The following is a 16240-nucleotide window of genomic DNA, read 5'->3' as shown; positions in this document are numbered from 1 at the left end:
GCGGCGGGCGTCCCGCCGACTCGAAGGAGCCGTGTCCCATGCCGATCGACGGAGGATTCATCCTCGGAGCGTTCCTGCTCGTCCTCGTCGCCCTCGTCGTCCTGTTCGTCCTCGTCACGCTGTTCCGGTCGATCCGGATCATCAAGCAGGGCTTCACGGGCGTCGTCGAGCGGCTCGGACGCTTCCACAAGGTGCTCCAGCCGGGCCTCAACTTCCTCGTGCCGTTCATCGACCGCGTCGCGTACCACGTCGACATGCGCGAGCAGGTGCGCTCGTTCCCGCCGCAGCCCGTCATCACCGAGGACAACCTCGTCGTCTCGATCGACACGGTCGTCTACTTCCAGGTGACCGACGCGCGCGCCGCGACGTACGAGATCGCCGACTACCTCTCGGCCGTCGAGCAGCTCACCACCACGACGCTCCGCAACGTCGTCGGCGGCATGAACCTCGAGGAGGCGCTGACGAGCCGCGACAACATCAACGGCCAGCTGCGCACGGTCCTCGACCAGGCCACGGGCAAGTGGGGCCTGCGCGTCGGCCGCGTCGAGCTCAAGGCGATCGACCCGCCCCACTCCATCCAGGACTCGATGGAGAAGCAGATGCGCGCCGAGCGCGACCGCCGCGCGGCGATCCTCACGGCGGAGGGCTCGAAGCAGTCGCAGATCCTCGAGGCGGAGGGCCTCCGCCAGTCGGAGATCCTGCGCGCCGAGGGCCAGGCGAAGGCCCAGGTGCTGCGCGCCAAGGGTGACGCCGAGGCCCAGGTGCTGCTCGCGAAGGGCGAGTCGGAGGCCATCGAGCGCGTCTTCGCCGCCATCCACGAGGGCGACGCCGACGACAAGCTGCTGGCCTACCAGTACCTCCAGACGCTGCCGAAGCTCGCCGAGGGCGACGCGAACAAGCTCTGGATCATCCCCTCGGAGCTCACGGACGCCCTGCAGGGCGTGGGTCGCGGCTTCTTCGAGGGCCGCGCCGACGTGCCGTTCCGGAAGCCGAAGGAGAAGGAGCGCGAGAGCGAGCCGTCGATCCTCGACGAGACCTTCCAGGCCGACTCGGTCTCGGACGTCGAGGTGCCGTCGATCGCCGAGACGCTCGAGGCGAGCGGCATCGACCCGCAGGGCGCCGGGCAGGTCGACCAGGTGTCGTCCGCCACCTCGCTCGCGGCCGAGACGCCGGACGCCGACCTCGGCGAGGCGCTGGACGCCGCCCGCGAGGCGCGCGCCGAGGCGCCGCACGTCGAGCCGCCGCTGCCGCCCCAGCAGCCGGGCCAGGAGCCCGGCCAGGACGACCAGCAGGGCGGACCGCGGCACGCGTGACGCAGTACCTGACCGGCCGGCCCCCGCGTGTGCTCGCACACCGGGGGCTCGCCGTCGCCGCGCCGGAGAACTCGATGCTCGCCTTCGTGCACGCCATGGACGCGGGCGCGACCTACCTCGAGACCGACGTGCACGCGACGGCAGACGGCGTCGCCGTGCTCGCGCACGACGCGACGCTCGACCGCGTGGCGGGGACCGACGTCGCCATCGGCACGACGCTGCGCAAGGACCTCCTGGGCGTCGACCTCGGGCACGGCGAGACGGTGCCGGAGCTCCGCGAGGCGCTCCTCGCGCTCCCCGACGCGCGCTGGAACATCGACCTGAAGTCGGACGCGGCCGTCGTGCCCGCGGTCCGCGCGATCGTCGAGGCGAGGGCCGTCGACCGGGTGCTGCTCACCTCGTTCTCGGAGCGCCGCCGTCGGCGCGCGCGGGCGCTGCTGCCCGAGGTGGCGACGAGCGCCTCGCAGGGCATCGTGCTGCGCGCGCTCGCGGCGCAGCGCGCGGGGCTGCGAGCGCTCCTCGCGCGGGTGCTCTCGGACGTCGTCGCCGTGCAGGTGCCGCGCCGCGCCGCGGGCGTCGAGCTCGTGACCGCGCGCAGCGTCGCCGCGCTCCACGCGGCGGGCGTGGAGGTGCACGTGTGGACCGTCAACGAGGCGGCCGAGATGCGGGAGCTGCTCGACCTGGGCGTCGACGGACTGGTGACCGACCGCTGCGACGTGGCCGTGCCGCTCGTCGCGGCCCGCTGAGGCCGCGTCGGCAGGACGCCGCGCAGGACGGCGGTGCCGCCCGAGGCCCGGTCAGCGGGGCGCGCGCGGCACGGCGCGGACGCCGCGGAGGCCCCAGCGGGTGACCGCCGCGAGCGTGCCGAGCTCCTCGCCCACCCGCATCTTGGAGGCGCCCACCGCCCGCTCGACGAAGCGCACGGGCACCTCGGCGATCGTGCCGCCCGCCTGCGCGACGCGCACGGCCATCGCGATCTGGAAGGCGTAGGCGTCGACGTGGATGGCGTCGAGGTCGACCTGCTCGAGCACGCGCGTGCGGTAGACGCGCAGGCTCGAGGTGAGGTCGTGCACCTGGGTGCCGAGCATCGCGCGGGCGTAGGCGTTGCCGAGGCGCGCGGAGAGGCTGCGCCTCGGGCCCATGTTGCGCACGTCGCTGCCCTCGACGAAGCGCGAGCCGATGATGAGGTCGACGCCGGTCGCCGAGACCTCGAGGAGCTCGGGCAGGTCGTCGGCGTCGTAGGAGCCGTCGGCGTCGGTGACGACGACGCGCGTCGCGCCGCGCGCCATCGCGAAGCGCATGCCCTCGATGACGGCCGAGCGGTAGCCGCGCTCGGTGCGGTGGATCACGAGGGTGCCCGCGTCGGCCTTCGCGAGCCGGTCGGCCAGGTCGCCCGTGCCGTCGGGGCTGCCGTCGTCGACGATGACGAGCTCCGCGTGCGGCACCGACTGCCGCAGCCGACCGACCGTGCGCTCGAGGCCCTCGATCTCGTCGTACGTGGGCACGACGATCATGACGTCAGGCATCCCCGCTCCTTCGCGTCCGCATCCGGAGCGCGCCGGCGGCGGCGAGCCCCAGGACGCCGCCGATGCACAGCGCCCACTCGATCCAGCCTCCCACACGGATGCCCGGGGTGACGGTCGCCGAGAGCGGCAGGTCGGCGAGCATCGTGCCCGGCTCGTACTGCGGCAGGCGCTCGACGAACGAGCCGTCCGGCAGCACCATCGCGCTCGTGCCGACGGTCGAGACGTTGACGAGCGCTCGGCCCGCCTCGACCGCGCGCAGCCGTGCGATCGCGAGCTGCTGCACGTTCTCGGCCGAGCCCTCGCCGAAGTCGGCGTTGTTCGTGGGCGCGAGGATGATGCGGGCGCCGTGGTCGAGCACCATCTCGCGCGCGAGCCGGTCGTCGATGATGTCGAAGCAGATCGCGAGGCCCGCGACGACGTCGGGGCCGCCGCCGTCGGCGAGGTCGAAGGCGTTGGCGCTCGTGGGGTCGATCGAGTAGTCGCGCGGGATGAGGTCGAGGAAGCCGAGGGCGTCGAGGATCGGGGCGAAGAAGGGCCGCGCCGGCAGGTACTCGGCGAAGGGCACAGGATGGCGCTTCCGGTACTCGGCGACCGCCCCCTCCCCCGGGGCCACGAGCAGGAGGCTGTTGTACGTGTCGTCGGCGTCGCGGTCGTACTCGGGGCCGTCCCCCTCGCGCGTGACGGTGCCGGTAATGAGCGGCGCGCCGAAGGCGTCCGCCACCTGCTCGAGCACGGCGCTCGTGCCCGGATCCTCGTCGGCGAACCACTCGGCCGCGTTCTCTGGCCACACGAGCACGTCGAGGCCTCCTCGCCCTCGAGCGCCGCGGTGGCGGCCAGGTGCGCGCGCAGGATGTCGCCCGGCTCGGAGGCGGCGAGGAGGCCGGCCTCGCTGTCCCCCTGCACCGCGCCGACGCGGAGCGAGCCGTCCTCGACCACGGGGAACGCGGGGATCGCGACGAGCGCGATGAGCGCGGCGCCGCCGATCGTGATCCGCCGGCGCACGAGCGTGCGGTGGTGCAGCACGAGCTGCACGAGCAGCGCCGAGGCGGCCGCGAGCAGGAAGGTGAGGCCCGCGAAGCCCACCCAGCTCGTCGTGTCGGCGAAGGGGCTCGAGGCCTGCGAGTGCGCGAGCCTGCCCCACGCGAAGCCGCCCCAGGGGACGGCCGCCGAGAGCGACTCGCGGAGCGTCCAGAGCGCGCCGAGCAGCAGCGGCATGCCGAGGAACGCGCCGAGCGAGCCCTGCAGCCGCGGATCGGCCCACCGCCAGGCCAGGGCGAGCAGCAGCGCGCCGAGGCCCCACCACACCGCCATCCAGGCGGTGAGCGCGATGAGCGGGACGGGGCCGAGGTAGACGGTGATCCACTGGATGTGGACCACGAAGAAGAGGCCGCCCGTGGTCAGGCCGAGCCAGAAGGCCTGCGGCAGCGTGCGGCCGCGGAGCGCGACGAGGGCGAGGCCCACCGCGGGGAACAGCAGCGGCCACCAGTCGAGCGGCTGGAAGGCGAGCGGCAGCAGGGCGCCGCCGGCGAGCGCCGCCGCCCACGAGAGCACGAGCGGCAGCGGGCCGCGCGAGCGGACCCGCGGGGCGCGGCGGCGGGCGGCGGGCGCGGCGGCCGCCACCCGCTCGGACGGCGCAGCCGGGGCCGGCGGCGCCGCGGCCGAGCGCTCCGCGACCGAGGGCGCCGACTCGTCGAGCGCCGGGTCCTCCTCGGGCGCGGGCTCGGCGGCGAGGGACTCCGGGTTGGCGGGATGCGGCACCGCGGCGTCGGGGCGCGGCTCGTCGGCGCGCTCGTCGACGCCGCTCACAGCGCGGATCCCGAGGCCTCGACGACGCCGCGGCGGATGCGCTCGACCGCCTCGTCGGCGGTGCGCGCGAGCCGCTTGGGCGCGACGGCCGAGATCTGGTCGAGCACGTCGATCGTCTGCTTCGCCCAGCGCACGAAGTCGCCGGCGGCCAGCCCGGTGTCGCGCAGCACGCCGTCGAGCGGGGTGCCGCGCGCCCAGCGGTGCATCGCGAGCGTGAGGCCCGTCTGCAGCGGCTCGGTGCCGGGCATCCGGTGCGCCTGCTCGAGGTCGTCGAGCGTCGCCCAGAGCGTCTGCGTGCGGTCGAGGGCCTCGAGGAACGGGCCCTTCGGGAGCATGCGCTCGGGCAGCATGCCGTCGTCGCGGCGGCCCTCGAACACGAGCGCGCACGCGAGCGCGGCGAGCGCGGGCGCGTCGAGGCCGGTCCAGAGGCCCTGGCGCAGCGACTCGGCGACGAGCAGGTCGCGCTCGCCGTAGATGCGGCGCAGCGCCTCGCCCGCGGGCGTCACGCGCGCGCGGCCGTCGACGTCCTCGAGGTAGCCGAGCTCGCGCAGCACGCCGGCGATGCGGTCGAACTGCTGCGCGATCTGGCCCGTGCGGCGGTCGATCTGCCGCTCCGCCTTCTCGATCTCTCGCCGCAGCCGCCAGTAGCGCTCTCCCCAGCGGGCGTGGGCCTCGCGGTCGGGGCAGGCGTGGCAGGGGTGCGTGCGCATCGCGGCGCGGACGCCGCCGAGCTCGCGCTGCACGCGGTCGCGGTCGGCGTGCGAGAGGCCCTGCCGCTGCGCGTCGCGCTCGAGGTCGCTCACCTCGCGGCGGAAGGCCGCGTACTCGGCGAAGTCGCCCAGGTGGCACGTCATCGAGGCCTGGAACCCCTCGAGGCTCGCGCGCTGGTCGACGACGCGGCGGGCGAGCTGCACGACGGAGCGGTCGGCCTGGAACTGCGCGAACGAGGTCTCGAGCACCTCGCGCGTGCCTGCGACGCCGAGCCGGTCGACGAGGTTCACGGCCATGTTGTAGGTCGGGCGGAACGCCGACTGCAGCGGGTAGGTGCGGCGCGAGGCGAGCGAGGCGACCTCCTGCGGCTGGTGCTTGCCGCTCCACACGACGACCGCGTGGCCCTCGGTGTCGATGCCGCGGCGACCGGCGCGGCCGGTGAGCTGCGTGTACTCGCCCGGCGTGATGCGCACGCGCGCCTCGCCGTTGAACTTCTCGAGCTGCTCCAGCACGACCGTGCGCGCGGGCATGTTGATGCCGAGCGCGAGCGTCTCGGTCGCGAAGACGACCTTGAGCAGGCGGGCGCGGAACAGCTCCTCCACCACCTCCTTGAAGACCGGCAGGAGGCCCGCGTGGTGGGCCGCGACGCCGCGCTCGAGGCCGGCGAGCCACTCGAAGAAGCCGAGGACGGCCAGGTCGGCGTCGTCGAGCAGGCGGCAGCGCTCGTCGACGATCGCGCGGATCTCGGCGCGGTCCTCCGCGGTCGTGAGGCTGATGCCGCTCGCCACCACCTGGCGCACCGCGTCGTCGCAGCCCTTGCGGCTGAAGATGAAGCCGATCATCGGCAGCATCGAGCGGTCCTCGAGCATCCGGATGACCTCGGCGCGGTCGGTGCGCTGCCCCATGCCGCCGCGAGGCTGCTGCGGGCGCCGCCCGCCGCGATGCGGGCGGCGATCCCGATGGCGGTTGTGGCCGCCGCGGTCGCGGTGCCCGTAGGAGGCGGAGTCGGCGAGGTCGGAGCCGCGCGCGAGGTCGACGAGCTCGGCGCTCGGGCGGTGCGCCTCCTCGGCCGCGCGCGACTCGAAGAGCGGCACGAGGCGGCCGCGGATGAGCACGTGCGCGTCGAGCGGCACGGGCCGGTGCTCGCTCACGATGACCCGCGTGCCGCCGCGCACGGCGTCGAGCCAGGCGCCGAACTCCTCGGCGTTCGAGACGGTGGCCGAGAGCGCGACGAGCCGCACGTGCTTCGGGAGGTGGATGATGACCTCCTCCCACACCGGCCCGCGGAAGCGGTCGGCGAGGTAGTGCACCTCGTCCATCACGACGAACTCGAGGTCGTCGAGGCGCCGGCCCTCGTAGAGCATGTTCCGCAGCACCTCGGTCGTCATCACGACGATCCGGGCGTCGCCGTTGAGGCTCGTGTCGCCCGTGAGGAGGCCGACGCTGCCCGCGCCGTAGGCCTCGACGAGCTCGCGGTGCTTCTGGTTCGAGAGCGCCTTCATGGGCGTCGTGTAGAAGACGCGGCCCGTGGGCGCCTGCATCGTCAGGCTGATCGCGAACTCGGCGACCACGGTCTTCCCCGCTCCGGTCGGCGCGGCGACGAGCACGCTCGAGCCGTCCTCGAGCGCGAGGCACGCCTGCCGCTGGAAGGGGTCGAGGCCGAACGGCATCGATCGGGCGAAGGCCTCGGTCGCGATGCCGACGTCGTCGCCCGCGCGCGCCTCGCTCACGCGGCGGCCGCCTCGGCCGAGAGCGCCGCATCGCGCTTGGCCCTGCGCCGGTCGACGACGAGCGCGACCGCGGCGGCCGCGAAGTACAGCACCACCATCGGCACGGCGATCACGAACATCGAGAGCACCTCGCCCGCGGGCGTCACGAACGCGCCGAACAGCGTCGCCGTGAGCACCGCCCAGCGCCAGCCCGCGAGGATCTGCTTCCCGCTCACGATGCCCGCGAGGGCGAGGAAGACGACGACGACCGGCAGCACGTAGGCGACGCCGACGGCGAAGACGAGCTTGAACGAGAAGTCCCAGTAGTCGGAGGCGCCGAGGAAGGCCGTGAAGCCGTCGGGCGCGAAGCCGACGAACAGGCGGATGATGCGGGGCAGCACGAACCAGCCGGTCGCGCAGCCGATGACGAACAGCGGCGCGGCTGCGCCGATGAAGCCGAAGACGTAGCGGCGCTCGACCGTGCGGAGCGCCGGCACGACGAACGCGAGCAGCTGCCAGATCCAGATGGGGCTCGACATGATGATGCCGAGCATGAAGCCGATGCGCATCTGCATGTCGAACGACTGCGTGACGTTCGTGATGTTCAGCTCGACCTCGAGGCCCTGCGCGCGCAGCTCGTCGAGCGGCGAGCTCAGCAGCTGCAGCACGGGGGCGGCGAGGAAGAAGCCGCCGATCGCGGCGACCACGAGGGCGGCGCCGGCGATGTAGAAGCGGCGCTTGAACTCGCGGAGATGGCCGGTGAGGACCATCCGGCCCTCGGGGTTCGCGGTGCGCCCTGCGCGGGCCATCCGCTACTTCCGGTCGGTGGAGGAGGTGGTGGTGCCGTCGGCGTCGGTGTCGGTCGGCTCGCCGTCCTTGCCGCTCTTGACCTCGCGCTTGAGGATGTTGACCGACTGGCCGACGCTGCGCGCGAGCGCGGGGAGCTTCGCTGCGCCGAAGACGAGGATCACGATGATGAGGATGATCCACCAGTGCGCACCCGCGTTGGCCCAGAAACCGCCCATGATCGTTCTCCCCCAGTCGTCGAGCCGTCGTCAACGGCCTCCATCGTACCGCGCCGCGCGCGTCGACCGGATGCCGCGAGGCTCGCCGGCCGCCCGGGTCAGGCGGAGGCGGCCGCGTCGCCCTCGCCGAGCGCGTCGAGCGCGAAGCGGCGCATCGCCGCGCGCAGGCTCGCCGGCGCGACGACCTCGGCGTCGCCGCCGCAGGCTGCCACGGCGCGCAGCACGCTCGCCTCGCTCCACACCTCGATCTCGAGCCGCACGCGCTCGCCGTCGACCGAGACGGGCTCCGAGGTCGCGTAGTCGGCGAGCATCGCCGCGGCTGCGCGCGTCGCGACGACCTGCGCGGTGCCGGCGACGGTGCGCTCGCGCGCGGGCAGCGCCGCGGGCCACGCCTCGGTCGTCGCGGTCGCAGCCTCGATGCGGTCGAGCCGGTAGGTGCGGAGCGCCCCGCGGCCGAGGTCGACCCCCTCGAGGAAGACCTGGCCGTCGCGCAGCTCGAGGCGGGTGGGGGCGACGAGCCTGCGTGCGCTCGGCTCGCCGGGCTTCCGGTAGTCGAGCGCGAGCACCTGGCTGCCGCGGATCGCGTCGCGCACGAGCCTGCGCGACGCGCGGCGCGGCGGGCGCGTCGACGGCGACGGTGTCGGCGCCCTGCGATGCGGCCCGGCGCAGCTTGGCGCGGAGCGCCTCGACGCGCTCGGGCGCGGCATCGGTGTAGCCGGCGACGAGCGTGAGCCCCGCGATGAGCGCGCTCGCCTCGCGCGGCGAGAGCCGCACCGTCTCGTCCTCGAAGGCGGGCCGCATCGTGACCGAGATGAGGTCCTGCTCCTCGAAGGCGTCGACGTCGATGTCGAAGCGCACGAAGTCTCCCGCGCCGTCGGGCACGCCCGACATGAAGATGCGCTGCACCGCATCGCGGATGCGCCCCTCGTCGACCCCGAAGTGCGCGGCCGCCTCGGAGACCGGCACCGAGCCGGAGGCCGTGGCGTACTGGATGAGCGAGAGCAGCAGGCCCAGCCCGCCCTCGGCGCGGCGGGCGCTCATGCGGCCCCCTCCTCCGCGGGCGCGTGGGCGTCGCGGATGCGCTCGAGCCGCGAGCGCACGAGCGCCTGCATGGCCTCCGGCCGCACGACGTGCACGTCGGCGCCGAAGCCCGCGAGCTCGTCGGCCACGACGTGCCGGTCGGCGTGGTGGATGACGAGCAGGCCGTCCTCCTCGATCGTGCCGGGCCGGTGCCGCAGGCGGATGTCGGCGTCCGAGCCCGGCACGGCGCGGAGCGCGACGGTCGCGCCCGCCCAGATCTCCTCGAGCTTCGCGAGCGCGGTCGAGGCCGCGTCGGCGGGCACCGCGAAGGGCGTGCGGGCCGCGCGGTCGCGCACGGGCGAGACGATGCGCTGCATGAGGAAGGTGCGCGCGTCCTCGGCGCCGAGGTCGTGGCCCACGAGCATCCAGCGGCCGCGGAAGAGCACCGTCGCCCAGGGCTGCACGGTGCGGGTGCGCGGCGTGCGCTCACCGGGCTTCAGGTAGTCGAAGACGACCTCGCGGCCCCGGTCGGCCGCCCGCTTCAGCGCCGCGAAGGGCGCCTCGCGCGGCCGCTGGCGGGCCTGCACGAGGGCCGCCGTGGGCGCGTGGTCCGCGGTGCGGCCCGGCATGCGCTCGAGCGGCAGGCCGCCGCGGAACTCCGGGTCGGCGCGCAGCTTCAGGGCCGCGCGCTGCGCCTCGTCGGTGAGGCCGCCCTCGTGCCACACGCGCAGCGCGAGGTCGAGCAGGTCGCGCTCCTCGGCGTCGAACTGCAGCTCGGCGGGGCTGCCGAGGGTGCCGTCGAGCACCCGGTAGCGGGCGTCGTGGTTGGAGTCGTCGCCCGCGGGCGCGGTGACGTCGATGACGATGCCCAGCTCGCGCAGGGCGTCCTTGTCGCGCTCGAACATCCGCTCGAGGGCGTCGCCCGGGCGCTGGCCCTGGTAGCCCGCGACGCGCTCGAAGAGCTCCTGCTTCGTGAACCCCGTGCGGGTGTCGACGAGGGCGAGCAGGAGCGAGAACTGCCGCTCCTCCGCCTCGATCCTCGCCATGGTCGCCCGCTCAGCCCGCGGCGGGCTCGAGCCGGTCGAGGATGTCGATGACGAACAGCAGGTGCTGGCCCTCGCCGATCGACGCGGGGCGCGAGGCCGGGTCGTCGTAGCCGAGCTCCTGCGGGATCGAGACCACGACCTGGCTGCCGATCGGCTGGCCCACGACCGCGTCCACGAAGCCCGGGATGAGGCTCGCGTCGTCGATCGTGAACTCGGCGGGGGCGCCGTTCTCCCACGAGGAGTCGAAGACCTCCTCGGTCTCCCACACGATGCCGGTGTAGTGCAGCAGCAGGCGGTCGCCCTCCTGCACGTCCTCGCCCGTGCCCTGGATGCTCTGCACGACGCGCAGCTCCTCCGGGGCGGCGCCGCCCGGGAAGGTGACGCCGGGGCGGCCGTCGGGCGCGAGCGCGATCGCCGGCATGCCCTGGGCGCCCGGCTGGGGCGTGCCCTCGGCCCGGCCCGGGTGCACGCCCGTGATCTCGAGCACGACGACCGCGGTGTCGGCCGGTGCGATGTCGAGCTCCTCGGAGGCCGCCGTCGGGCCGAAGAGGTCGGCGATCGTCGTCGTCAGCACCACCTGGCCGCCAAGGGCTGCGCAGGACGCTGCGTCGCCGAGCACCGACTCGCCGCCCGCGGTGAGCCGCAGCGCGTTGGCGGCGGGGAGCGTCTGGCCCGCCTCCTGGAACGAGGACGAGATGAGCTCGCCCGTCTTGCCGGAGTGGACGACGTAGTCGGCGTCGACGATGTCGCCGTCGCGCGCGCGGTCGCCCTCGCCGCCCGTGACGCGCGCCTGCGAGCCCTCGCTCACGAGCGGGGTCTCGAACGAGACGCCCGGGGCGCCCTCCGTCTGCTCGACCGTCACCTGGCTCGTCGCGGCGCCGGGCGCGAGCGTCGGCGTGCACCCGTCGATCGTGCCGTCGAGCGCGGGCGTGCCCTGGGCACAGGCGGTGAGCGACGCGGCTGCGACGAGCAGCGCGGCGATCGAGAGGTGGCGAGAGCGCACGACGGAGCCTTTCGGGGTCGGGGTGACTGGCGGTCAGTCTACCTGCGGGGCGTCGGCCTCCCGGCCGTCCGCGCCGGTGATCGCGGCGGCCTGGCGGCGGGCGTCGCGGGCGGCGCGGCGGGCGCGCTTGTCGCTCGTCGCGCGGTCCCCGAGCGCGCCGGGGGTCCAGGCCTCGACGTCGGCGTCGGCGAAGTCGGCCTTCGCGGCGCGGCGGCGGAACGACGGCACGTCGACGCCGTCGGCGACGCGGCGCGCGGTCATGAGGAAGCCCGTGTGCGCGACCATCCGGTGGTCGGGGCGCACGGCGAGGCCCTCCACGTGCCAGCCGCGCACGAGCGTCTCCTGCGACTTCGGCGCCGTGAAGCGGCCGTCCGCGCGGATCGCCTCGACGACGCGGCTCAGCTGCGTGACGGTGGCGACGTAGCAGAGCACGAGGCCGCCGGGGCGCAGCGCCTCCGCCGTCGCGTCCACGCACTCCCACGGCGCGAGCATGTCGAGCAGCACGCGGTCGGCCTCGCCTGCGCCGACGTGCTGCGGCAGCTCCTCGACGAGGTCGCCGAGCACCGTCGTCCAGTTGCCCGGGCGCTCGCCGAAGAAGCCCGTGACGTTCGCCTCGGCGACGTCGCGGAACTCCTCGCGCCGCTCGAACGAGACCAGCCGGCCCGTGCCGTGCAGAGCGCGCAGGAGCCAGAGCGACAGCGCGCCGGAGCCGACGCCCGCCTCCACGACCGTCAGGTCGGGGTGGATGTCGGCGAAGCCGACGATGTGGGCGGCGTCCTTCGGGTAGATGATCGCGGCGCCGCGCGGCATCGACATGACGTAGTCGTGCAGCAGCGGGCGGATCGCGAGGTGGGGGTGCTCCCCCACGGTCACGATCGAGCCGTCGTCGAGGCCGACGAAGGCCTCGTGCGCGAGCGCGCCGTGCTGCGTGTGGAACTGCTTGCCCTCGGTGAGCACGATCGTGTGCATCCGCTGCTTCGGGCCGGTGAGCTGCACCACGTCGCCCCACTGGAAGGGGCCGGTCCTGCCCATCATGCGTCTCGGCCCATCATGCTCGTGCTCCCAACGCGTCTCGCTCCTCGATCGCGGCCTGAAGGTCGGCGGGGGTGCGCCCCGCGAGGCTCGGCCAGTGGACGACGCCCGGCAGCTGCGAGACGTCGACGGCGTGCGGCACGCCGATGGTCGTGAGGCCCGCTGCGAGCGCGCTGCGGGCGCCGGTGAAGGAGTCCTCGACCGCGACGGCGCGGGAGGCCTCCACGCCCAGGAGCGCGAGCGCGCGCTCGTAGGGCTCGGGGTCGGGCTTCCCGCGCTCGCAGTCGTCGCCGGCGACGGTCGCGTCGAAGGGCGCGATGCCCAGGCGCGCGGCGAGCGTCGCCTCGACGCGGTCGACGATCGCCCGCGTCGACATCGTCACGAGCGCGACGGGCACGCCGGCGGCGCGGAGGCTCGCGAGCAGCTCGATCGCCCCGGGCCGCGCGGGCAGGTCGCCGCCGAGGCCCTCGAGCACCTCGCCCACGAGGCGCGCGACGATCGCGTCGGCCTCCATGGGCACGCCCCTGGCGATGAAGGTGCGCGCGCCGTCCCACAGGTCGACGCCGACGAGCGCCGCCTGGTCGTCGGCGGTCCAGTCGATGCCGTGCTCGGCGGCGAGGCGGTCCTCGGCGGCCATCCAGAGCGGCTCGGTGTCGATGAGGGTGCCGTCGAGGTCGAAGAGCACGGCGGCAGGCGAGGTCACCGCGACAGCCTACCGGCGCGCGACGCGGGCGCCGCGGCCCCGGCGCGTAGAGTGGCGGTTCGACGCAGAGGGAGGGGCCGCGCGTGGCACGAGGACCCATCGAGGGACGCATCATGGTCGTCGCCTTCGAGGGATGGACCGACGCGGGCGACGCTGCGAGCGGCGCCGTGCGGCGGCTCATCGAGGCGTGCGGGCTCGAGCCCTTCGACGAGATCGAGCCCGACGAGTACGTCGACTTCGCCACGCACCGTCCCGTCATCCGCACGCTCGACGACGGCACGCGCGCCCTCCAGTGGCCCACGACCGTCGCCTACGCGCCGACCCGACCCTCGGCGAGGCAGCCGCTCGCCGCCGACGCGGGCCTCGAGGTCTCCACGGGCAACGAGGGCGAGCTCTTCGCGCTCGTCGGCGCCGAGCCCAGCCGCAACTGGACGCAGTACGCCGCGGAGTTCCTCGAGATCGCGCAGGGCTGCGAGGTCGAGGCGATCGTGTTCGTCGGCGCGATGCTCGCCGACGTGCCGCACACGCGCCCCATCGCGACCGCGATGACGAGCGACTCCCGCGAGCTGCAGTCGCGCCTCGGCGTGCTGCAGAGCGAGTACGAGGGCCCCACGGGCATCATGAGCGTGCTCGCGCTCGCCGCGCAGGAGGCCGGCATCCAGACCGCCTCGCTGTGGGCCTCCGTGCCGCACTACGTGCACAACGCGCCCGCCCCGAAGGCCGTCATCGCGCTCGTCGACCGGCTCTCGGAGATCGCCGACGTCACGATCCCGCTCGGCGACCTCGTGGAGCAGTCGGGCGAGTGGGAGCGCGGGATCGACGAGATCACCGAGCGCGACGACGACATGCGCGCCTACATCGGCAAGCTCGAGGAGCAGCGCGACGCGGTCGAGAGCCCCGAGGCCTCCGGCGAGGCGATCGCGCACGACTTCGAGCGGTTCCTGCGCGACCAGGCGCGCCGGCCCGACCCGCGCCTCCGCGCCGACGGCGGCACGGCGCGGCAGCGGCCGGAGGCGGGCACCGAGCCCGCGGCGGACGCCGAGGGCGACGGTCCCGCCGACGGCGAGGCGCCCGAGGGCGGCCGCGACGAGGAGCACCCGCCGCCCGTGTGAGCGGCTCCCTGCTGGTCGAGGCGGCCGCGCCCGCAGGGCGCTGCCGTCACGAGACCCCGGTGGCGGTGCGGGCCTCGTGCCGCGTGCGGCTGCGCCGCGCGCTCCTCGACCAGCGGGTGCGCCGGCCGGCCGCGTCAGCGCGGCTCGACCGCGAGCAGGTCGATGCCGAGCAGCGCGTCGATCGCGGCGAGGCTCCCCTCGTCGGCGGGCGCGCGCAGCACGAAGTCGTCGATCGCCTGCAGTGCCGCCGGGGTGTCGAGGTCGGCGGCGAGCGTCACCCGCAGCCACGGCACGACGCTGTCGACGAGCGAGGGGTCGTCGCCCTCGACGCGCGCCCACGCCGCCCAGCGGTCGAGCCGCTGCTCGGCCGCCTCGAGCTCGTCGTCGTGCCACTCCCAGTCGTCGCGCCAGCGGTGCGCGAGCAGCGCCAGCCGGATCGCCGCAGGGCGCGCGCCGGCCTCCCGCAGCCGGGAGACGAGCACGAGGTTGCCGAGCGACTTCGACATCTTCGAGCCCTGGTAGGCCACGAGGCCCGCGCCCATCCGGATCTCGCTGAAGAGCGGGGCGCCGAGCGCGAGCGCGTGGTGCGCCTGCAGCTCCTGGTGCGGGAAGCGCAGGTCGCGCCCGCCCGCGGCGACCGTGAACGGCGCGCCGAGCTCGTCCATCGCGATCTCGGTGCACTCCACGTGCCAGCCGGGGCGGCCGCGGCCGACGGCGGAGTCCCACGCGGGCTCGCCGGGCCGCTCGGCGCGCCACAGCAGCGGATCGAGCGGCGAGCGCTTGCCGGGCCGGTGGGGGTCGCCGCCGAACTCGCGCGTGAGCGCGAGCATCTCGGCGTCGTCGGTGCGGCTGCCGAGGCCGATGGGGAACGCGCGGGCCCGCGTCGTGTCGAAGAGCACGTCCTGCGCTCCCGGCTCGCTCGCGCCCTCCGCGGGCAGCAGGTAGGCGTCGCCGGAGTCGAGCATGCGGCGCACGGCGTCGCCGATGCGGCCGATGCGCTCGGTGACGGCGATCCACGCGTCCGGCGGCAGGATCCTGAGCGCCGTCATGTCGTCGCGGAAGAGCTGCTGCTGCTGCTCGGCGAGCGCGCGCCAGTCGACCCCGTCGCGGGCCGCGCGCTCGAGCAGCGGGTCGTCGACGTCGGTGGAGTTCATCGCCGTGCGCACCGGGATGCCGGCGTCGAGCCACACGCGGGTGAGCGTGTCGAAGGCGAGGTACGTGAAGGCGTGGCCGAGGTGCGTGGCGTCGTAGGGCGTGATGCCGCACGTGTACATGGTCGCCTCGGCACCCTGCGGCACCACGATGGGCTCGTCGCGCTTCGTGTCGTGCACGGCGGGCCGCTCGCCGAGGCCGAGGCCGAGCGCGTCGAGCGACGGGACGGCCGCCCCCTCCCAGGCCCTCACAGCGGCTGGATCGCGCCGACGGACAGCAGCACGAGGAGGACCGCGCCGAGCGCGATCCGGTAGACGACGAAGGGGGCGAAGGAGCGCTTCGAGATGAAGGCCATGAGCCACTTGATGACGACGAGGCCGACGCCGAACGCGACGATCGTCGCGAGGATCGTCGGCCCCCAGCCGAGTCCGATCGACTCGGGCTCGGTGAGCGCCTGGTAGGTCTCGTAGAGGCCCGAGCCGAACACCGCGGGGATCGCGAGCAGGAAGGCGTACTTCGCCGCCGCCGGGCGCTCGTAGCCGAGCGCGCGGCCGACCGTCACGGTCGCGCCCGAGCGGGAGACGCCCGGGATGAGCGCGAGCACCTGGCCGATGCCGACGAGGACGCCGTCGCGGTAGGTGATGCCCTCGAGCGTCTTCGTGCGGCGGCCGTAGATGTCGGCGGCGCCGAGGATGAGGCCGAAGACGATGAGCACGGTCGCCGTGATCCAGAGGCTGCGCAGCTGGTCGCGGATGAGCGACTGGAAGAGCACGCCCGCGACGACGATGGGCACCGTGCCGATGATGACGAGCCAGCCCATCCGCACGTCCGGGTCGTCCTTCGGCACGCTGCCGCGGAGCGCCCCGAACCAGCGCGAGATGATGCGCACGATGTCGCGCCAGAAGAACAGCACGACGGCCAGCTCGGTGCCGATCTGCGTGATGGCGGTGAAGGTGGCGCCCGGGTCCTCGGCGCCGGGCAGGAAGAGCCCCGCGATGCGCAGGTGCGCGCTCGACGAGATGGGCAGGAACTCCGTGGCGCCCTGGAGGGCGCCGAGGAGGATCGCGATCAGCCAGTCCATG

At 74.6% G+C, this 16240-nt stretch carries 14 protein-coding genes and 3 pseudogenes; 3 read left to right on the top strand and 14 right to left on the bottom strand.

The genetic code is table 11. The features are described from left to right. Window positions 1-38: 38 nt before the first annotated feature. Both OVA14_RS11720 and OVA14_RS11715 read left to right on the top strand, forming a co-directional pair. A pseudogene (locus tag OVA14_RS11720) lies at window positions 39-974 on the top strand (SPFH domain-containing protein); the annotation flags it as partial. Window positions 975-1309: 335 nt separating this feature from the next. Then, window positions 1310-2059, top strand: a complete 750-nt coding sequence (locus OVA14_RS11715) for a glycerophosphodiester phosphodiesterase family protein (RefSeq protein WP_267504018.1) — start codon at window positions 1310-1312, stop codon at window positions 2057-2059. A 51-nt stretch (window positions 2060-2110) separates the two neighbouring features. Here OVA14_RS11715 and OVA14_RS11710 read toward each other — a convergent pair whose 3' ends face one another. From OVA14_RS11710 to OVA14_RS11665, 12 genes and pseudogenes are all read right to left on the bottom strand, one after another. Further along, window positions 2111-2839 carry a glycosyltransferase gene (locus OVA14_RS11710; RefSeq protein WP_267504017.1) on the bottom strand — a complete coding sequence of 243 codons (729 nt, stop codon included), beginning with the start codon at window positions 2837-2839 and terminating at the stop codon, window positions 2111-2113. Beyond that, window positions 2832-3980 (bottom strand): apolipoprotein N-acyltransferase, encoded by a 1149-nt coding sequence (locus tag OVA14_RS11705; RefSeq protein ID WP_267504016.1) that lies wholly within the window; start codon window positions 3978-3980, stop codon window positions 2832-2834. The genes OVA14_RS11710 and OVA14_RS11705 overlap by 8 nt, the downstream gene beginning before the upstream one ends. Beyond that, window positions 3887-4390, bottom strand: a pseudogene (locus OVA14_RS13955) (apolipoprotein N-acyltransferase); the annotation flags it as partial. The gene OVA14_RS11705 and the pseudogene OVA14_RS13955, both read right to left, overlap by 94 nt. A gap of 251 nt (window positions 4391-4641) precedes the next feature. After that, window positions 4642-7026: a DEAD/DEAH box helicase gene (locus OVA14_RS11700; RefSeq protein WP_267505586.1), complete on the bottom strand. Its 2385-nt coding sequence runs from the start codon at window positions 7024-7026 to the stop codon at window positions 4642-4644. Window positions 7027-7082: 56 nt separating this feature from the next. After that, a complete protein-coding gene (gene tatC, locus OVA14_RS11695; RefSeq protein WP_267504015.1) occupies window positions 7083-7874 on the bottom strand; it encodes a twin-arginine translocase subunit TatC in 792 nt (263 codons plus the stop codon). 3 nt (window positions 7875-7877) lie between these two features. Continuing rightward, window positions 7878-8090, bottom strand: a complete 213-nt coding sequence (locus OVA14_RS11690) for a twin-arginine translocase TatA/TatE family subunit (protein WP_267504014.1) — start codon at window positions 8088-8090, stop codon at window positions 7878-7880. A 98-nt stretch (window positions 8091-8188) separates the two neighbouring features. After that, window positions 8189-8683 (bottom strand): WYL domain-containing protein, encoded by a 495-nt coding sequence (locus tag OVA14_RS11685; RefSeq protein WP_267504013.1) that lies wholly within the window; start codon window positions 8681-8683, stop codon window positions 8189-8191. A gap of 79 nt (window positions 8684-8762) precedes the next feature. Beyond that, window positions 8763-9131 (bottom strand): annotated as a pseudogene (locus OVA14_RS13950) (WYL domain-containing protein); the annotation flags it as partial. Then, the gene (locus tag OVA14_RS11680) at window positions 9128-10156 is read right to left on the bottom strand and encodes a helix-turn-helix transcriptional regulator (protein ID WP_267504012.1); all 1029 of its coding nucleotides are present in this window, start codon (window positions 10154-10156) and stop codon (window positions 9128-9130) included. The pseudogene OVA14_RS13950 and the gene OVA14_RS11680, both read right to left, overlap by 4 nt. A 10-nt stretch (window positions 10157-10166) precedes the next feature. Continuing rightward, window positions 10167-11159, bottom strand: a complete 993-nt coding sequence (locus OVA14_RS11675; RefSeq protein ID WP_267504011.1) for an FKBP-type peptidyl-prolyl cis-trans isomerase — start codon at window positions 11157-11159, stop codon at window positions 10167-10169. Window positions 11160-11192: 33 nt separating this feature from the next. Beyond that, window positions 11193-12194, bottom strand: coding sequence for a tRNA (adenine-N1)-methyltransferase (locus OVA14_RS11670; RefSeq protein ID WP_420710591.1), 1002 nt, complete (start codon window positions 12192-12194; stop codon window positions 11193-11195). 13 nt (window positions 12195-12207) lie between these two features. Then, window positions 12208-12894, bottom strand: a complete 687-nt coding sequence (locus tag OVA14_RS11665) for an HAD family hydrolase (RefSeq protein WP_267504010.1) — start codon at window positions 12892-12894, stop codon at window positions 12208-12210. Between the two features lie 83 nt (window positions 12895-12977). Here OVA14_RS11665 and OVA14_RS11660 point away from each other — a divergent pair, with 83 nt between their 5' ends. Then, window positions 12978-14006, top strand: a complete 1029-nt coding sequence (locus tag OVA14_RS11660) for a PAC2 family protein (RefSeq protein WP_267504009.1) — start codon at window positions 12978-12980, stop codon at window positions 14004-14006. 134 nt (window positions 14007-14140) lie between these two features. On the opposite strand, the gene OVA14_RS11655 is transcribed toward OVA14_RS11660, so the two are convergent. Together OVA14_RS11655 and OVA14_RS11650 are read right to left on the bottom strand one after the other, a co-directional pair. Next, window positions 14141-15409: a cysteine--1-D-myo-inosityl 2-amino-2-deoxy-alpha-D-glucopyranoside ligase gene (locus OVA14_RS11655; protein ID WP_267504008.1), complete on the bottom strand. Its 1269-nt coding sequence runs from the start codon at window positions 15407-15409 to the stop codon at window positions 14141-14143. Next, on the bottom strand, window positions 15406-16239 hold the full coding sequence (locus OVA14_RS11650) for an undecaprenyl-diphosphate phosphatase (RefSeq protein WP_267504007.1): 834 nt from the start codon (window positions 16237-16239) through the stop codon (window positions 15406-15408). Before OVA14_RS11650 ends, OVA14_RS11655 begins: the two co-directional genes overlap by 4 nt. Window position 16240: the final 1 nt, after the last annotated feature.

It is taken from the genome of Agrococcus sp. SL85, assembly GCF_026625845.1.
Taxonomy (GTDB): domain Bacteria; phylum Actinomycetota; class Actinomycetes; order Actinomycetales; family Microbacteriaceae; genus Agrococcus.
Note: the sequence above shows the minus strand (reverse complement) of the source record. Positions and strands in the feature narration are given on the sequence as shown.

What these genes read in the sequence shown, in the direction of transcription:
- OVA14_RS11710 (WP_267504017.1), bottom strand. Translation starts at nt 2,839, where the DNA reads ATGCCTGACGTCATGATCGTCGTGCCCACGTACGACGAGATCGAGGGC.
- OVA14_RS11700 (WP_267505586.1), bottom strand. Translation starts at nt 7,026, where the DNA reads ATGCCGTTCGGCCTCGACCCCTTCCAGCGGCAGGCGTGCCTCGCGCTC.
- tatC (WP_267504015.1), bottom strand. Translation starts at nt 7,874, where the DNA reads ATGGCCCGCGCAGGGCGCACCGCGAACCCCGAGGGCCGGATGGTCCTC.
- OVA14_RS11690 (WP_267504014.1), bottom strand. Translation starts at nt 8,090, where the DNA reads ATGGGCGGTTTCTGGGCCAACGCGGGTGCGCACTGGTGGATCATCCTC.
- OVA14_RS11680 (WP_267504012.1), bottom strand. Translation starts at nt 10,156, where the DNA reads ATGGCGAGGATCGAGGCGGAGGAGCGGCAGTTCTCGCTCCTGCTCGCC.
- OVA14_RS11670 (WP_420710591.1), bottom strand. Translation starts at nt 12,194, where the DNA reads ATGATGGGCAGGACCGGCCCCTTCCAGTGGGGCGACGTGGTGCAGCTC.
- OVA14_RS11650 (WP_267504007.1), bottom strand. Translation starts at nt 16,239, where the DNA reads ATGGACTGGCTGATCGCGATCCTCCTCGGCGCCCTCCAGGGCGCCACG.